This is a genomic window from Streptomyces pseudogriseolus (assembly GCA_002154585.1).
Taxonomy (GTDB): domain Bacteria; phylum Actinomycetota; class Actinomycetes; order Streptomycetales; family Streptomycetaceae; genus Streptomyces; species Streptomyces pseudogriseolus.
Map to the genome: position 1 here is coordinate 1 of MUNG01000130.1, position 15386 is coordinate 15386.

18 protein-coding genes and 1 tRNA gene are annotated in these 15386 nt (G+C 67.4%); 10 read left to right on the forward strand and 9 right to left on the reverse strand.

The features are described from left to right. Positions 1 to 1099: DEDDh family exonuclease (locus CCN29_RS13335; RefSeq protein ID WP_442538353.1), on the reverse strand; the 1099-nt coding region annotated here is incomplete at its 3' end. A 161-nt stretch (positions 1100 to 1260) separates the two neighbouring features. Here CCN29_RS13335 and CCN29_RS13340 point away from each other — a divergent pair. The 4 genes from CCN29_RS13340 (at position 1261) to CCN29_RS13355 (ending at position 3505) form a co-directional block, all read left to right on the forward strand. After that, entirely contained in the window at positions 1261 to 1527 is a 267-nt protein-coding gene (locus CCN29_RS13340; protein WP_006134614.1) for a ribbon-helix-helix domain-containing protein, read from the forward strand. Then, complete coding sequence (locus CCN29_RS13345) at positions 1524 to 1967, forward strand: PIN domain-containing protein (protein ID WP_006134617.1); 444 nt, start codon at positions 1524 to 1526, stop codon at positions 1965 to 1967. Before CCN29_RS13340 ends, CCN29_RS13345 begins: the two co-directional genes overlap by 4 nt. Positions 1968 to 2108: 141 nt before the next feature. Next, positions 2109 to 2855 carry a hypothetical protein gene (locus tag CCN29_RS13350; protein ID WP_037816654.1) on the forward strand — a complete coding sequence of 249 codons (747 nt, stop codon included), beginning with the start codon at positions 2109 to 2111 and terminating at the stop codon, positions 2853 to 2855. Positions 2856 to 2941: 86 nt separating this feature from the next. After that, the gene (locus tag CCN29_RS13355) at positions 2942 to 3505 is read left to right on the forward strand and encodes a DM13 domain-containing protein (RefSeq protein ID WP_086681969.1); all 564 of its coding nucleotides are present in this window, start codon (positions 2942 to 2944) and stop codon (positions 3503 to 3505) included. 7 nt (positions 3506 to 3512) lie between these two features. On the opposite strand, the gene CCN29_RS13360 is transcribed toward CCN29_RS13355, so the two are convergent. Then, positions 3513 to 4034, reverse strand: coding sequence for a nitroreductase family deazaflavin-dependent oxidoreductase (locus CCN29_RS13360; RefSeq protein WP_086681972.1), 522 nt, complete (start codon positions 4032 to 4034; stop codon positions 3513 to 3515). A gap of 173 nt (positions 4035 to 4207) precedes the next feature. Here CCN29_RS13360 and CCN29_RS13365 point away from each other — a divergent pair, with 173 nt between their 5' ends. Beyond that, complete coding sequence (locus CCN29_RS13365; protein WP_051791815.1) at positions 4208 to 5338, forward strand: PP2C family protein-serine/threonine phosphatase; 1131 nt, start codon at positions 4208 to 4210, stop codon at positions 5336 to 5338. A 34-nt stretch (positions 5339 to 5372) separates the two neighbouring features. Then, positions 5373 to 5909, forward strand: coding sequence for a MarR family winged helix-turn-helix transcriptional regulator (locus CCN29_RS13370; protein ID WP_031017996.1), 537 nt, complete (start codon positions 5373 to 5375; stop codon positions 5907 to 5909). Positions 5910 to 6035: 126 nt separating this feature from the next. Here the strand turns inward: CCN29_RS13370 and CCN29_RS13375 are convergent. Continuing rightward, a tRNA-Trp gene (locus CCN29_RS13375) sits at positions 6036 to 6110 on the reverse strand. A 263-nt stretch (positions 6111 to 6373) separates the two neighbouring features. Here CCN29_RS13375 and CCN29_RS13380 point away from each other — a divergent pair. Beyond that, positions 6374 to 7279: an ion transporter gene (locus CCN29_RS13380; protein ID WP_031017994.1), complete on the forward strand. Its 906-nt coding sequence runs from the start codon at positions 6374 to 6376 to the stop codon at positions 7277 to 7279. A gap of 113 nt (positions 7280 to 7392) precedes the next feature. Further along, positions 7393 to 7851, forward strand: a complete 459-nt coding sequence (locus CCN29_RS13385) for an SRPBCC family protein (protein ID WP_031060586.1) — start codon at positions 7393 to 7395, stop codon at positions 7849 to 7851. Between the two features lie 218 nt (positions 7852 to 8069). Here the strand turns inward: CCN29_RS13385 and CCN29_RS13390 are convergent, their stop codons facing one another. Both CCN29_RS13390 and CCN29_RS13395 read right to left on the reverse strand, forming a co-directional pair. After that, positions 8070 to 8921 (reverse strand): SCO4651 family lipoprotein, encoded by an 852-nt coding sequence (locus CCN29_RS13390; protein WP_442648806.1) that lies wholly within the window; start codon positions 8919 to 8921, stop codon positions 8070 to 8072. Positions 8922 to 9075: 154 nt separating this feature from the next. After that, the gene (locus CCN29_RS13395; RefSeq protein WP_006134625.1) at positions 9076 to 9387 is read right to left on the reverse strand and encodes a hypothetical protein; all 312 of its coding nucleotides are present in this window, start codon (positions 9385 to 9387) and stop codon (positions 9076 to 9078) included. Positions 9388 to 10250: 863 nt separating this feature from the next. Between CCN29_RS13395 and CCN29_RS13400 the strand changes: the two genes are divergently transcribed. Together CCN29_RS13400 and CCN29_RS13405 are read left to right on the forward strand one after the other, a co-directional pair. Beyond that, a complete protein-coding gene (locus tag CCN29_RS13400; protein WP_086681978.1) occupies positions 10251 to 10625 on the forward strand; it encodes an AbrB/MazE/SpoVT family DNA-binding domain-containing protein in 375 nt (124 codons plus the stop codon). Next, positions 10597 to 11022, forward strand: coding sequence for a type II toxin-antitoxin system VapC family toxin (locus CCN29_RS13405; protein WP_442538354.1), 426 nt, complete (start codon positions 10597 to 10599; stop codon positions 11020 to 11022). The genes CCN29_RS13400 and CCN29_RS13405 overlap by 29 nt, the downstream gene beginning before the upstream one ends. A 544-nt stretch (positions 11023 to 11566) precedes the next feature. Here CCN29_RS13405 and CCN29_RS35355 read toward each other — a convergent pair. The 4 genes from CCN29_RS35355 to CCN29_RS13415 form a co-directional block, all read right to left on the reverse strand. Then, positions 11567 to 12409, reverse strand: a complete 843-nt coding sequence (locus CCN29_RS35355) for a hypothetical protein (RefSeq protein WP_143661323.1) — start codon at positions 12407 to 12409, stop codon at positions 11567 to 11569. Positions 12410 to 12419: 10 nt separating this feature from the next. Beyond that, positions 12420 to 13298 carry a DNA adenine methylase gene (locus CCN29_RS13410; protein WP_086681984.1) on the reverse strand — a complete coding sequence of 293 codons (879 nt, stop codon included), beginning with the start codon at positions 13296 to 13298 and terminating at the stop codon, positions 12420 to 12422. Next, complete coding sequence (locus CCN29_RS35360) at positions 13295 to 14644, reverse strand: cytidine/deoxycytidylate deaminase family protein (protein ID WP_143661324.1); 1350 nt, start codon at positions 14642 to 14644, stop codon at positions 13295 to 13297. Before CCN29_RS35360 ends, CCN29_RS13410 begins: the two co-directional genes overlap by 4 nt. Before the next feature lie 376 nt (positions 14645 to 15020). Then, positions 15021 to 15386 (reverse strand): transposase (locus CCN29_RS13415; protein ID WP_143661325.1); only part of this gene is annotated, 366 nt, incomplete at its 5' end.

The window sequence follows — 15386 nt, forward strand, 5'->3', positions numbered from 1 at the left end:
GGGCGGGCTCGGGGCGGCGGGGCGAGGGGACGGCGACGGGGGTCTCCGTGACCGGGACCTGGCCCGTCGCCGGCGCGGTCACCGGAGGGGGCGTCGTCGGATCCGTCGTCGAAGGTGCTGTCGTCGAAGGTGCCGTCGTCGGAGCGGCGGCCGGGGCGGGACGCGGGGTCGTGCCCACGTGGGCGGTCCCCGGCCGTACGTCGTCGAGCAGCCGCAGGAAGGTGGGCTCGTCGACGACCGGCACGCCCTCGGCGAGGGCGCGTCGGGCCTTGGCGGAGGCGGACGCGGCATCGTTGGTGACCAGCACGCTGGTGTGCCGGCTGACGGAGGTCATCATGTTCAGCCCGGCGGCGACCGCCCGCCCGACCAGTTCGGCGCGTGCGTGGGCGGTCTCCCCGGTGATGGCGACCTTCATCCCCTGCTGGAGCGGCCCGCCGGGTGTCAGACGTCCCGGGTTGCGGTAGGCGCACGGCGTCTTCGGCGGCTTCGGGGTGAACTGGGACTCCGCGCGGGGCGGGCAGGACACCAGCGGCAGAGGAAGGTCGAGCCGGGCCGCCTCACGCAGGGACGTCCGCAGCACGCCGGCGAGCACCCGGGTGTCGTCGAGCGCGTCGTGGGCGCGCTGCTGGGGGACGCCGTAGTGGGCGGCGAGGGTGCCGAGCTTCATGTCGTCGGTGGGCGGGTCGACCTGACGGTTCAGGGCGAGGGTGCACAGCCGCTGCGACACGGGGAGCCACATCCGGGCGCGGGCGAACTCGTGGGCGAGGAAGTCGTAGTCGAACTGGGCGTTGTGGGCGACGAGCACCCGGTCCTGGAGCATCGCCCCGATCCGCCCGGCCACCTGCTCGAAGGTGGGCGCGCCCGCCAGCACGTCCGGCGTGAGCCCGTGCACCTCCACCGGCCCCGGGTCGCATCCCGGATTCACCAGCGTGGAGAACTCCCCGGTCTGCTCACCGTCGGGTCCCACCGTGATCACGGCGACGGACAGCACCCGGTCCCGCCGCGGCACGAGCCCCGAGGTCTCCACGTCGACCAGGGCGAAGTCGTGGGCGTAGTCGCCCGAGACGGGCGCGTCAGGTAGCCGGGAGACGAGAGTCATGCCGCACAGCATGATCGGATATGCGCCGCTCCTTCAACCTAGATGGTGATATCCGCGCACGGGGGAGAGGCCGGGGGCGGGGAGGGACGTGCCGCATCGCCGGGTGCGGCCCACAACGTGGGCGGGATACATCAATCTGGTACATGGACTACCCTAGGTACATGTCCATGAAGCGCACCAACGTGTACGCCGACCCCGAGGACCTGGCCATCATCAAGGAGGCCGCCAAGCGCCGGGGCATAAGCGAGGCCGAGATCATCCGCCAGGGCATCCACCTTGCGGCCATGGCGAACCGGGTCTGGGACGAGCCGCTCTTCTCACGCGCCTTCGAGGGGCCGGGGCGCACGCTGTCCACATCGGAGGTCCGCGACACGGTCGCCGAGGCCGTCCGGCGTGAGTCCGGCTCAGGTTCCGGGTCCGCCGCGTGATCATTGTCATCGCCGACACGTCCGGCCTGCTGGCAGCCCTGGACTTCGCTCATCCGGAACACCGGGCGGCGAACGAGGCGATCATGGCGGCGGGCCTGCTGGTCATGTCCCCACTCCTGCTGGCCGAACTGGATCACGTGGCGACGCGTGAGCTCGGCAGGGAGGCGGCCCTCAGCGCGGTCGACGACCTGCGGCGCTGGATGAGCCGCGGTCGTGTCGTCGTGCCGGAGATCACCGAGCACCACCTTGGCGCCGCCCAGTCCGTACGTGTCCGCTACCGCGAGTTGGACCTCGACCTCGCCGACGCGGTGAACGTGGCGCTCGCCGCCGACTACGACACGGACGCCATCCTCACCCTCGACCGACGGGATTTCCGGGCCGTACGGCCGTTGGGCCGCTACAAAGCGTTCCGGGTGCTCCCTGACGACCTCCCGCTCTGACGCAGCCGGCGATCCTGCCGCACGAAAGGGCGGCAACGGCTGCATCATCGCGGCCGACGAGGAGGAAGGCGTGGCCCGCTCCGGATGTCCGGCACGGGCCCCGGCCGAGGGAGCGGTCGCGCCTCGTGTCACCATCCGCACGTGCCGAACATCTCCCTTCCCGGATACGAAGGCGGACCGCTGGTCCCGGGCGAGGCGTACCTGGACGAACCGCTGTTCTGGCCCGTGCACCTCGGTGCTTCCCTGCGCGGTGAGGACGCCCAGCGAGCCGCATTCGGCGCCGATTGGGACGCGGCCATGGCGCTGCACCGCAGACTGCTCGCGCCGCACGAGTGGCCGGTGTTCACCGTGCCCCTCTCCTCGGGGCACCTCATCCACGCCGTCTACCGCAACTTCGTGGACGAGTACGGGGTGGACTACCTCATCCATCACCCGGCCTGGCCCGAGGCGGAGACACTTGCCGAGGTCGACGGCCACTTCATGGGCCCCGGCATGTCCTGGCCGGAGTTGCTCTCCACCGCCCGACCGCCGGCCACGGAATCCTGCGACGCCTTCGACGCCCGCCGTCTCCTGTTGCTCTTCCCGACACTCGGCGATCTGTGCATCCCCGACGACGCGGCAGCCGTCCTCAGCGCCGCCCTCACCGCTCTCACCGTCATCGAGAACCCCGACGAGGTGGCCCGGATGCTTCTGGACAACCAGGGCCTGTGGACGTCGGCGCACTGGAGATCGCGGGACGGCGTCCGGATCAACGACGGAGGACACTCGTACCGCAACCCCGTCAACGCCTTCGCCCTGCCCGCGGAGCGCCTTCGCGAGATCAGCGACGCCCTCGGCCCGAAGTCCGACCAGCGGCCGGGCGCGCACGCGAACTCCCCGGCGACGTAAGGATTTCGTCATCCGCGTCGGAGCGCGGACCGTCCCCGTACGCCCGTTGAATGAGGCGGAGGAAGTACTCAGGAAGCGAGGCGGGTATGGCGCGTGGACGCAAGTGGCTGGGCGGGCCGTTGGTCATCGGGGTTCTGGTGGCGGCGGTCGCCGGTGCCGGGCTGGGGCTGTACTGGTTCCAGCCGTGGAAGCTGTGGCAGGACGAAACCGTACGGGAGGCCCTGCCGAGTGTCGTGACCCCGGCCTCGACGCCCCCTCCGGCCGGAGCGCCGTCCGCGTCGTCGTCGCCGCCCCGGCCCCGGACACTGGCGGACGGTGAACTGATCAGCCACGAGCACGCCACCTCGGGCCGTGTGCTGCTCGTCCGGCTCGCCGACGGCTCCCATGTCGTACGGCTGGAGGACCTCGACACCAGCAACGGCCCGGACCTGCGCGTGTTGCTGACCGACGCGCCGGTGAAGGAGGGGCGGGCCGGCTGGCACGTCTTCGACGACGGGGCGCACGTGAGCCTCGGCAAGCTCAAGGGCAACAAGGGCAGCCAGAACTACACGGTGCCCGCCGACGTCGACCTCTCCCGGTACACCAGCGTGAGCATCTGGTGCGACCGCTTCGACGTGTCCTTCGGCGCGGCCGAACTGGCGCGCGTCTGACGCCGGTTCACGGGCGCCCGGGTGTGCCCCGGCCGTCCCCGCCGGCGGCTTCGAGCCGTACGAAGGGGATGGTCCTTCCCGCCGCGCGGAACGACGCCTCACCGCCGTCGACGGGGAACCCCATGAATCCGCACAGGCGGCGGGCGGTGCGGGGATGCCGGCGCGCGTAGTCGGCCATGATCCCGGCACCGTCCTCGGACGGCAGGAAGCGCGCGGTGACCGCGTACGGCCGGTTCCCGGAACGGATCAGTGTCTTCGGCTGGGCCCGCAGGTTCAGGTACCAGTCGGCCCGCGGGCCGAAGCCGGAGGCCACGGTCCAGTTCGCCCCGGCCGGGTCGTGGGACACGACCTCGAGGACCGTCATGCGGTCGAGGTGGGAGACCCGCCCGGTGTGGTGCAGCAGCAGGAGCCGCTTCCCGAAGAGGGAGCCGAGTCCGGCGTGATACAGCAGGATCGGCAGGCGCAGGGCCAGGCGTCGCCACCCGGCGGGAGGCCCGGGACGGCTGTGCGCGGTGTCTCTGTCGGTCATGGCCGGACCTTCCACGTGTCGGGAATGTCGTCTCTCGGACTCGATTGGATAAAGACCCCGGAACGGGGAGCCTGTCGCGGAAGCCACCTTTGCATAGTCTAAAGGTTCACGGAGGGGAGCCTGCGGGGGAAGACCGGCGGCTCTCGACAGCCGCGACGTCGCAGGAGTGCCGCATGACCGACCGGAAGCCGCCGTCCAGCTGGACGCTGCTGTCCCGCATGCCGGTGGTGGTGATGGCGGTGGTCGCGGTGACGGACGTCGTGGCGGGGCCCAGTGTCGGCTTCCTGCCGCTGGTCTCACTCGGACCGGCCTTCGCCGGCCTGGTCGGGGGGTGGCGCCGTACGGTCTGGTTCGGGCTCGCGGCCCTCGTGCTGTGTGTCGCGCTCGGGCTGTACGACGGGCTGTTCGACAAGCGCCGGGGTTACACCGCGATGGCCTCCGTGGCCGGTGTCACCGGTGTGGGTGTCGCGGCCGCGGTGATGCGCTCGCGCCGGGAGGCGGAGCTGGCCAGCGTGCGGTCGATCGCGGAGGTCGCCCAGCGGGTGCTGCTGCGGCCGGTGCCGTTGACCGCGGGTCCGCTGCAGGCGGCCGTCTCGTACACGTCGGCGGTCGCCGAGGCCCGGATCGGAGGCGACCTCTACGAGGTGGTGGCGTCCCCGCACGGCGTGCGGGTCATCGTCGGAGACGTCCAGGGCAAGGGGCTTGCCGCGGTGGAGACGGCGGCCGTGGTGCTGGGCGCCTTCCGGGAGGCGGCGTACGACGAGGCCGACCTGTCGGGGCTGGGCGACCGGCTCGAGCGTAGTGTGGCCCGCGAGCTGGAAGGGGAGAAGTTCGTCACCGCGATCCTCGCCGAGATCGGCACGGCCGGCGAGGCGGTCTTCCTCAACTACGGGCATCCGGCCCCGATGATCGTACGGGCGGACGGCACGGTCGACTTCCCGCAACCGCACTCCTTCGCGCTGCCGTTGGGCCTCGGGGCGCACGGAAGCGAGGACCCGAAGCCCTACCGGGTGGGCTTCGCCCCGGGGGAGCAGCTTCTGCTCTACACCGACGGCGTCACCGAGGCCCGCGACGAGCGAGGGCGCTTCTATCCCGTCGGCGAGCGTGCCCACCTGCTGAAGGACCCGGACGCGCACCGAGCCCTGGAAGCCCTGCGGGAGGACCTGGCCCGGCACTCCGTCGGACCCCCGCACGACGACGCGGCGATGCTCCTGCTGCGCTACCACGGGCACGGGGACGGGCGCGGGCGCGGGGACGGGCGCGGGGACGGCCACGGTGCAGGAAGCTCCGCTTCCACCACCTGAACGAGCGAGCACTCCCGCACGGTAGAAAGGACGCATGCCGGAGCGTGAGCCCTCTGCGGGGACGACGGACGACGTGGACCTGGTGACCCGGTCGGTGCTGACCGCGTCGCGCCTGCTGGTGGGGGTCTCGGCCCGCTCTCTCGCCGCTGTCGAGGAACGGGTGACGCTGCCGCAGTTCAGAATGCTCATGGTGCTGTCCACGCGCGGCGCCACCAAGCTCGTCACGCTCGCCGACCTGCTCCAGGTCGCCCCGTCCACGGCCATGCGGATGGTCGACCGGCTGATCGCCGCGGGGCTCGCCGACCGGAAGCCCAACCCCGGCAACCGCCGGGAGACGCTGCTCCAGCTCACGGACGAGGGCCGCCGCACGGTCGCGGACGTCACCGCCCGCCGTCGCACCGCGATCGCCGAGATCGTGGAGCGGCTCACCCCGGCACAGCGACTGGCCCTCATCGAGGCTCTGGCGGCCTTCAACGAAGCCGGGGGAGAGCCCCTCGCCCCGGCACGGGACGACGCGGAACCGCACCCGCTGGGGTGGGCGATGGATGTGCCCGTCGCCGGCGACGCCTGACGCGCTCGTCCGCCTCTCCACCGCCGGCGGTCCGCCCACCGTCCGCGCACGGGTGAGGGCTGATCCCGGTCGAGGCCGTCGCCGCCTCGTTGCTCTCCGGGCCCGGTCGCTTCGGTGGGGCACGGGCGAAGCCGGCCGGATTCGAACCGGCGTCCTCGCGATTGTGGAGACCGCGCGCGACGACCTCTGCGCTACGGCTCCGCCCGGCGGGGATCCTAGCCCGTCGCATGCCGAGTCAGCAGCAGCACAGTGAGGGCCAGTCACCGGTCGACACCGCCCGCCCGCGCGGGCACGGGCGGCGGCCACCTCCCGTGCCCGTCTCACCGGTACCACCCACACGCCGGAAACTACAGTGCTGTAGAAATCTCTACCGGAGCACATCTCGACTCCACCGGAGCCCGACCGCCGGCCGCCGAAGCCGCCCCGGGCCGGACGCCGCGCACGCGAGGAGACAAGGCAGCAGGATGCCCGAGCACCGAGTCCGCCCGGCCCGAACGGCCCTGGCTCTACGATGCCGAGCCGTCACGGAGGCCCGCTGGTTCGCCGTCGCCGTGTTCGTCCTGATCCTTGTGAACGCCGCCCTGCTCGGCATCGAGACGTACTCCGGAGTGGCCGCCGACTGGCACCACTGGTTACGCGCGGCCGAGCACACCTGCCTCGCCGCCTTCACCGTCGAGATCCTCCTGCGCATGGCGGCCCACGCCGACCGGCCCCGCGCTTTCCTCAAGGACCCCTGGAACCTGTTCGACCTGGCCGTCGTCCTGTGCGCCTTCCTCCCCTTCCTGCGCGAGAACAGCACCGTCCTGCGACTCCTGCGCCTGGCTCGCGTGCTGCGCACCGCCCGCTTCCTGCCGCAACTGCGCGTCGTACTCGTCGCCGTCGCCCGCAGTCTGCCGGGCACCCTGAGTTTCCTGCTCGTCGGTGCGCTGCTGCTGTACGTGTACGCGATGGTGGGCTGGGTCTTCTTCGGCCGGCACGACCCCGAGCACTACGGCTCCCTCGGCCGTGCCGTGCTCACCCTCTTCCTGCTGATGACCCTGGACGGCATCGGCGACGCCGTCCACGCCGGCCTGGACATCTCCCGCTGGAGCCTCCTCTACTACGGCTCCTACGTCCTGCTCGCCTCGTTCGTCCTCGTCAACGTCCTTGTCGGCGTGGTCATCACCTCCCTGGACGAGGCCCGGGACATGGACCAGGACAAGCCTCCGGCCGAGCCGCCCCACACCGATCCACCGACGGACGACCACCTGTCACTGCGCCGCCGCATCGACGAGGCCCGGCGGGCCCTGGACGCGCTGGAACAGGAACTCGGCGGGTCCGCGCCCGACGCGTCGGCGGGGACGGCCGCCCAGGGGCGGCTTCAGGTGTGAGCGGACGGAGGGTACGGTGCGCTGCCGGGGCGCGGGGGAGGAAGTGCCCTGTCCGCAGTCCGCGCGATGGGAAGGTCACCGCGCCGGCGCGCCGTTTCGAGGAGGGGGCCGAGGTGCCGTCCACCGAGCTGAAGCACACGTTCCGTATCGCCGCGCCGCTGGAGGAGGTCTTCGCGCACCTGGCCGAACCGTCGCACTACGTCGGCCTGTCGCCGCTCGTCGTCGCCGTCCGCGATGTGCGCCGCGACGGCGGCACCGTGCACTACACGGCGGTGGAGCGCTTCCGCTTCCTGGGCGTCCTGCGGCACGACAACCTCATCGACGTCACGCTCACCGCCGTCCCGGACGGCCTCCCGCACACCGCCGACATCGTCGGCGAGGTCCGCAGCCCCGCCCGGGTCCGCATGAACTACCGCTTCACCATCGACCGCGACGAGGCCGGCAGCGTCGTCACCGACACCCTGCGCCTACGGACGCCCCCAGGCCTGCTGCGCTTCGCCGCCTCCCAGGCGGGAGCGGTCCAGCGCACCCGGGCCCGCGTCCTGACGGACCGTCTGGCCCGCCCCGCCTGACGACCTGCGCTCCGGGCGCGCACTTCATACGCTCGACGTGCCCGTCGCGCTCACTTGCCGGCTTCGGGGCCGTACCACTGGAGCGCCTGCCCGGTGACGGCTGCCACGCACTGTCGATGGCCGTGATGAGGGCGTAACTCAGTCGCCGGAGGGGGCGCCAGGGAGCCGTGTGTACTGCTCCAGGCGGCTGCGCTCATACTCCCGCCCCGGGGCTCCGCTCAGCTTCCCTGCGTGCCGTCCGTGAGCGCGGTGGTGTCCTCGCTCGGTGGGGTCTTGACGGACACGGGTTGATTGATGTCGAGGAAGGTGAAGGTCAGGTCGAGTGGCCCGTCGCCGGTGCCAGCCTGCTTGTCATCGGGCTCGGCGCGCATGCGGAACTGCTTGGCCTGGTCGTCACCGTCGATCCACAGGTCCACGGTGAGTGTGTCGGAGACGCCCAGTCCCATGAACTGATCGAGGCTCTCGATCAGGCGCTCCCGGGACGCCTCGTCCACGGCGCCTTTACGGGCGGCAAGCAGGCCTCCGCTGGTGACCGTACCTTTGTAGTGCGTGGTCCTGGTGCCGTCGACCGTCTCGGTCCCGATCATTCGCAGGTCCTCGGACCCGGTCAGGAGCGTGGACTGCGCGACGGGGTTTCCCTCGATCTGACGGGGCAGTACGCCATGGGAGTTGTTGTCCACCGCACTGCGTCCCCATACGGCAGGGTCGGCCTGGAACCAGCCCTTGCCGCCGAGCTTCTCGGAGTCGAGCGCACTCCCGCCGACGTACATCACCTCGTCCACGAATCGCACCTCCAGCCGGCTGTCCCCGCCTCGGTCGGCAGCGGTCATCTTCATGCTCATGGCCAGCGGATCCGTGCTCATGGAAGCCTCGGCCTCCAGGCGACCCTTCTCCGGCACGGTCCCGGTGATCCGATAGTGGAGCGACCTGATGTCCTCGGAGTTCGCCGCCGCCTTCGCCACGGCCGTCGCGGGGGTCACCTTGGGTGGGTCTCCATTCGCGGAATCACTCCCGGCGCGTCCTCCGCAGGCAACCGTGCCCCCGGCGAGCAGCGCGGCGGCGAACACCACGCTCGTCACCCTGCGCGGTACGGACCCACGCGCTGAAATCCCCACGACGCCCCCGGAAACAGATGGCCGGCCCTGCCAGGGCTGCGAGCCTATCCCGGCACGTGTCCTGTGATCCGCCGGGTTCCTCCGGCACGTCTCCGTTACAACGGTGTGGTCAGATACCGGCGCATGCGGACAGCAGAGTGTCGGTTCGGAGCTGGAGCTCAGGCGTCTCGGCCCCGGTGACGCTGACGGACATCACCTCGCTGCCGACGGAGCGGGCGAGGCTGACGTCCAGGGTGGCGTGCGTGCCGGCGAGCGGATACGAGTACCAGCCGTCGGACTTCTCGTCGTCGGTGTCCCGGACACCGTCTTCGACGGTGTCCCAGTCGGTGTCGTCGAAGGCATAGCCGACGTAGCGGGACAGCAGCTCCAGGAAGGCACGCAGATTGCGCTCCATGATCCATCCGGCGATCTGCTCGCTCATGTCCTCCCTCGGCGGCCCAGAAAATCAGAAAGGCCCGGGTCTGTGACCTGGGCCTTCTTCGTGGAGCGGGTGACGAGAATCGAACTCGCGCTCTCAGCTTGGGAAGCTTAGGGCTTCTACACCTGGTTGCTGGGCTGACCTGCGGCGGGCCACCCACGGTGCATGGGTGGCCGTCGCCCCACTGCCCGCCATTCCCCGTGGTTCCCCGCAGGATCTGGCACGCAACTGGCACGGTCGGGCACGGCCCTGCCGTGCGGGTAGGGGCTTAGAAGGGAGTGACCTTCTTCGACTTAGGCAGGTCGCTGACCTGTGGTGATACAGCTAGTCGGCGTGCGAAGGCGGTTTGCTTCACCGCGTATTCACCGGAGGGTGCGGCTCCGCCGGACCCCTCAACGCTTCACACACCTAAGCCGATCGCGGGAGACGGTACTGGCCGTGCTGGCGTGAGGGACTTGTGATGTCCCGATAGTCGATTAGGAGCTTGTTGAGCACGAAGTAGACACGGATCAGCCGCCGACCCACGTGACAAATTTTGTGGGACACAATTAGGTGTGTGACACGCAGAGGGTTGCGTGTACCATGAGAGCTGCAGGCCCACGTTGCATCGGTTGATCGAAGGCGGCGCGGGCCCGCGACCACAACAGAGGACACCACGAAGGAGACCTCTCCCCTGGAAAGGATGAGCGGCGCTCCCTCGCCCAGTGGCGGGGGAAGCCTTGCCCCACTAGTGAGGGCAGGCGTGCCGGGCATCCCGGACGGTTGCCATTCCGGGACGCCGAGGGGGGATTCGCAGCCTGGTTCCGGGCGCACGGCTTTGGCAAAGCCGCGCGCCCGGAACCGGCCCCCTACAAGGAGTAGCAAGCATGAGCGAGCCCACTCGCACCAAGGTCGGCCCCCGCGGCCGGGTGACGATTCCCGTCGCCCTCCAGCGGGCCGTCGGCCTCACCGAGGGGGCCGAGGTGATCCTCCGGGCCCTGCGCCCCGGCGTCGTCATCATGGAGACCTCGCAGGCGGTCAAGGACCGTATCCGTGCCGGCATCCCGCCGACTGCGGAGAGGGAAACCTTCGACGCTGTCGGTGACATCCGCACTCTACGCGACGTCGACGCCACCCGGTTCGACCACCTCGGCACTTCTCGGGAGTCTCTAAACCAGCCCGTTTCCGGCGCTGGTCCACCCGACCCCGATGGCCTTCCTGAGGAGTACGAGAGTGAACCCCGAAACCCCCGTCGTCCTTGACTCCAGCGCTGTACTGGCGTGGGTCTTCCGTGAGAAGGGAGCCGACTACGTCGATGAGTTGCTGCCGCAGGCGACGATGTCGACCGCCAACTTCGCCGAGGTGACCACTGTTTGTCTCCGCCGCGGATACCTCAATCCGCCGGAGCAGCTCCACCAGGACCTCACGGCCCTCGGGCTGTGTGTCGAGCCCACCGGTGTGGTCGAGGCGGCCCGGGCCGGGAAGCTCATCCACGAGTCCTACCGCGACCGGCAGCACTACGGCGGTCGGACGCTCGCCCTGGGCGACGCCCTGTGTATCGCCCTCGGCGAGCGCCTGAACCGGCCGCTGGTCACCGGCGACACCCTCTGGAAGGACTTGGAGGGCCAGTTCACGGTGCCGGTGCACCTCTTCCGGTAACCGCAACTCAGTGAGCCTGGCACCCCTGTGGTGCCAGGCTTATTGGTGTTCGAGCCTACGCCGCGGCACCGACGCACACGGCTCCGGAGGGCCCATACGTCTCTGAAAACGCTGCTGGTCAGAGCTCTTGGCCAAGTAGGGGAGGCCGATTCGGTCCACAGGAGGTCCACCCGCCCCCGCAAGCTGACGGGTAAATCGGCCCCGGCATCCGCCCCGTCCGTCGGGAGCTGGCCGCCTCGGCTCCGACTCGACGGAGAGACAGCGTTGCATGTGACTCGTTGTGGTTCGGAAGCAGCGGGATCGGAGTCGAAGCGTGTTCAAGGACTTCAGGGGAACCACACCGCGACGTGCCCAACGTCACGCTCGCGCAGTCGAGTTGAAGACCAACCATCTTGTCGCAACGTCTGCTACTCTCATCGTGGTGAAGGGATGCGAGGCTGGAGAAGCCCATTGCGGTTCGTGACCGCTGGCATCCACAGAAGAGGGAGGTCCGGGTTCGAGTCCCGGCGGGTAGCTTAACTGGCAGAGCGCCCTCTTTTCACTCTTACCATCCTGCTCTCTGCATTGCTGTGGCTGCCTCAGCTTCGGACAGATTGAGCGCTTGGTAGTAGCTGCGGAGAAAGCCGACCAATTTCCTCTTACGCTGTTCAATGTGGACTAGCTGTGGATGTTCGGCGACGAAGTCTTCGAGTGCGACGTCGGCCCACGTGTCGCGTGAAAGGCTGTCCCTGAGCGCGAAGTTCATCTCCTGCGATATCCGCTTCGTCACTGCCAGCGTTAGCACTAGCTCCCCGTGCGAGAAAGTGACGGGGACGCCGAGCTTAACGCGAGTGGCCGGGGGTTCACCCGTTACTTTCATCCATTGGGCAAGTGCTCTAGGGGACAGACTGCTGGCTGCGGTAACGAGTCCCTGCTTTGGCTTCCCACCCGCGTGAATCACCGCATTACGCATGCGTCGGATTAGGTGATATTGCTCGATAGAGTCGCTGGGAAGTTGCTTACCGACCTTCTGCTCGAAAAGTCTGTGCATGGATGATGCGTCGGCACTTCTGATTTCCGCTGAGCTGATTTGGCCGTCCCTGAGCAAGAGGTCGAAGCAGGTTTTAACGAAATCTTCGTGAATGGCGAGGGCGTAAGGTACGGCCATAGCGCCCAGGTGTCGCTCGGCTTGAGAAAGCAGTGAGCGGGCATTCGCCGTCGTTAGGTTCATGCGTCGAATATGGGGTACCGCCGGGAATATCTCGGGCAGAAGGCGAGTGCTGCCATCGGTCAGACGCAGCGTGTTCTCTGCGAGCCGGGAGCCTGCCAGTAGCGCCATCATGGCATCACTCGCCCTGACTCTTTCCTGATCATAGGCCCGGTACTCGGGAAAATGTACGATGGTCATGTCTGCCCTCTCAGCCCGTTAGCCAAAGATAGTCACCTTTGCCGATAACGCCTTCGAATTCTGGAACGTGCAGATCTTTGCTGAAAACCGCGTACTCGACTCCCAGGTGGCGCACCTGCGCACTGTGCGATATCTCGAACTGTATGCATCGATGATCTGGGTACAGGCTTTCGGTGATTCGACTCTCAGCGTCGTATGTCAGGAACCACTTAATGGAACTCCTTGACAGTACCGATGCCAGTTCAGTGTGGTCTTCTGAGCTGAGGCTGTCCATGTAGAGACGATCACCCTGTACCAGATAAGGGGGGTCTACATATACCAGGACATTCTCACCTAGGGCCTCAAGACTTTTGAGGTGCTGCCGGCCATCCTGTTGCGACAGGGAGACGCGATCCCGATAAGTTCCGAGCAGTTCTATGCGGTTCGCCAGCGCTTCACGGTTGAAGCGCGCATCTATCTTCCATTTACCTTTCTGCTCGTAACCCCCGATGGGACGAGCCCGGAGGATTCCTGATCGGTTACTTCGGTTCAGGAAAAAGGTTGCGAACCCTAGATCTAGGTCGTCTTTTCCTAAAGGGGTGGCGTATGTGTCGGCGGCTTTACGCCAACTTTCGATCGTCACCTCGGCGGTGCGTACCCTAGTTGCGAATTCGTCGGTCCTGGTGAAGACGCAACGCCAGAAGGCAGCGATCCCTGGATCTGCGTCATTCAGATGTATTTGATCTACGGTGCCGTCGATGAGGAGCTTGAGTGCAGCACCGGCGCCTCCACAGAACGGCTCCGAATAGTGAGTCGGCCGCGGCTGCTGGGAGTCAATTAGGTGCTTGATGTACCCGGCTAGGCGGGCTTTCCCGCCGGGGTAACGGAGGGGGCTGATGTATCTCGTCATTTGGGATTTTCTCCCAAATACTCGTCCAGCTTCAGAAGCATGGGTGTGTAGACCACGCTGAGTGTCGTGATATCCACGATCATGGGGTGGACGTCCCACTGATGCATGAAGCTGTGTAGATTCTTAACAGACAAAGCGCCGTCGTTCTGAGACATTCTGCGAGCTTCGTCGAGCTTTCTATCCGTATTTTCTGGGTCGATATGGCGTAGAGCAACGCCGATTCGATCCCGCAGCTTGTCTTGCCGCCGGCGCCATCCTTGCCTTTCCGCTGCCTCTGTTACAGCAATGTCGATGACGGCGCGGATCATAATAGCTGCAACGTTCGGCGACTCGGCTATGACGATTTTTTTCGCCTCGTTAAGAACCTTCGCCGTTCGAGGACTGATATTCCTCATGACGACATTTTGGAAGACGCGCTTGTCTTGCTGAGGCCTATTGGGCGCCGAGGGCGTTGGACGGGCGGGCGAAGAGGATTGACTTTGTTCCTGGGGAGTGGCTAGCGGCCTTGCTGATATTTGCTTTGGCACGAAGCGGGGCTGAGTCAGACGCTGCGAGTTCTGTGGAAGGTCGTCCTTGATGGCGCCGAGATACTCGCTGCGTTGATCCTTGCTCTTTACCCGAGACACCGAGAGATGAGTTGCCAAGTCAGAGAACAGGCGTCGCACCGAGTTATGCATTGCTTCCGGCTCATACTCGGCCAGGATCCCGTCATCCCGGAAGTCGAACCCCAGAGAATTCCTCACCTTGGGATCGGAGAGCAGACGTGCGAGCGTGGTGAGTCGTGTCGAGCGAACAATCTCAATGTCCTGCAACAGCTTCTCGTCGGTGCTGTACCACTCCGAGACTTGCTGCATAAAGCGCAAGGCTTTTTCGGTAGGGGTCTTCTTCTCCGCGAATCGTGTCTTCTGCTCGGTAGTCCAAGGCTGGATTCCGACACCCTCGTTTTCCCCGGTGTGCCTAAGGGTGATCCAGTGGCGTGCGTCTTCCCTGCTTTCTGCCACTACACAGCGTACGGACTTAGGGTAGGAATGGCGGCGCGCGGCAATTGCAAACATTTGCCGAATGCGCGGTTCCTCCACCAAGGACGGATCGGCTAGCGCTTTGAGTGCAGCGATTCTACGATTCCCCTCGATGACGACGGGGTGGCCGTCCTCATGAACTATGATGGGGAATTCGGTGGGATTGACTCCCTTTTGGGCGATGTCTTGAGCTAGCCGCAGTAGCTTCTCGGGGTCCTTCCCAAGCAGAGCTGCGATGGCTTCGCGCGTCGTTGGTGTCGGCACAGCATGCCGAGGGTTGTTACCGTCCAGTCTTAAGTCCGCCACCGCGAAGTCCCTCTGCTCCATGGGGAGATGATCTCATCGCGGCGCCACCGTGTGGTAGCGGTCTGCGAAGATCACCGTGGACACGAGGTAGAACATCAGGTCGGTGGAGCGGGTTTGGCCGGTGGCCTGCCCGGTCTGGGGTCGAGCATGATCAGGGGGCCGTACGCTGGTTGGCAACTCGGGCAGGCTTTGGACCTGCCCGCAATGTGCACGAGTGGCCCTCTGGTCTTGCTCGACGCCGGGCCCGGACCGGGGAGGTGGCTAAAGCCGTGGAGCCGACCGCCCCAGCCACGACGTACCCCTTCTCTGACGTCAGGCGACTGATTGCTGTGCGCGCGGCACGGGCGCCGGCCGGGCTGGAGCGGGGCGGAGACAGACATCCGATGCGGTTGATCAGTCAAGCGGTGTTGGGGAAGGCGGTCTCCTCGTCGTAGGGGATGCGGTGGGTGAGGCAGTGGTGCAGGCATCCGAGTAGGCGGTTGAAGAGGTTGCGCTGGGCTGCGACGTGGCGGTCTTCGGCTGCGCGGCGGCGGTCGTAGTGGGCTCGTGCTCCGGGGGATGCGGTGAGGGCGGCGAAGGCCCAGATGTAGCCGGCCGAGGCGAGACGCTGGTTCTTGATGTGCCTGGCCAGGACGGTGGTCTTGCGTCCGGATGACCGGGTGATGGGGGCAGAGCCGGCGTAGGCCTTCAGTGCACGTGGACTGGTGAAGCGGGTGTGGTCGTCGCCGAGTTCGGCCAGGACGCGGGCGCCGGTCAGAGCGCC

What these genes read in the sequence shown, in the direction of transcription:
- CCN29_RS13340 (WP_006134614.1), top strand. Translation starts at nt 1,261, where the DNA reads ATGTCCATGAAGCGCACCAACGTGTACGCCGACCCCGAGGACCTGGCC.
- CCN29_RS13355 (WP_086681969.1), top strand. Translation starts at nt 2,942, where the DNA reads ATGGCGCGTGGACGCAAGTGGCTGGGCGGGCCGTTGGTCATCGGGGTT.
- CCN29_RS13360 (WP_086681972.1), bottom strand. Translation starts at nt 4,034, where the DNA reads ATGACCGACAGAGACACCGCGCACAGCCGTCCCGGGCCTCCCGCCGGG.
- CCN29_RS13365 (WP_051791815.1), top strand. Translation starts at nt 4,208, where the DNA reads ATGACCGACCGGAAGCCGCCGTCCAGCTGGACGCTGCTGTCCCGCATG.
- CCN29_RS13370 (WP_031017996.1), top strand. Translation starts at nt 5,373, where the DNA reads ATGCCGGAGCGTGAGCCCTCTGCGGGGACGACGGACGACGTGGACCTG.
- CCN29_RS13380 (WP_031017994.1), top strand. Translation starts at nt 6,374, where the DNA reads ATGCCCGAGCACCGAGTCCGCCCGGCCCGAACGGCCCTGGCTCTACGA.
- CCN29_RS13395 (WP_006134625.1), bottom strand. Translation starts at nt 9,387, where the DNA reads ATGAGCGAGCAGATCGCCGGATGGATCATGGAGCGCAATCTGCGTGCC.
- CCN29_RS13400 (WP_086681978.1), top strand. Translation starts at nt 10,251, where the DNA reads ATGAGCGAGCCCACTCGCACCAAGGTCGGCCCCCGCGGCCGGGTGACG.
- CCN29_RS35355 (WP_143661323.1), bottom strand. Translation starts at nt 12,409, where the DNA reads ATGACCATCGTACATTTTCCCGAGTACCGGGCCTATGATCAGGAAAGA.
- CCN29_RS13410 (WP_086681984.1), bottom strand. Translation starts at nt 13,298, where the DNA reads ATGACGAGATACATCAGCCCCCTCCGTTACCCCGGCGGGAAAGCCCGC.
- CCN29_RS35360 (WP_143661324.1), bottom strand. Translation starts at nt 14,644, where the DNA reads ATGGAGCAGAGGGACTTCGCGGTGGCGGACTTAAGACTGGACGGTAAC.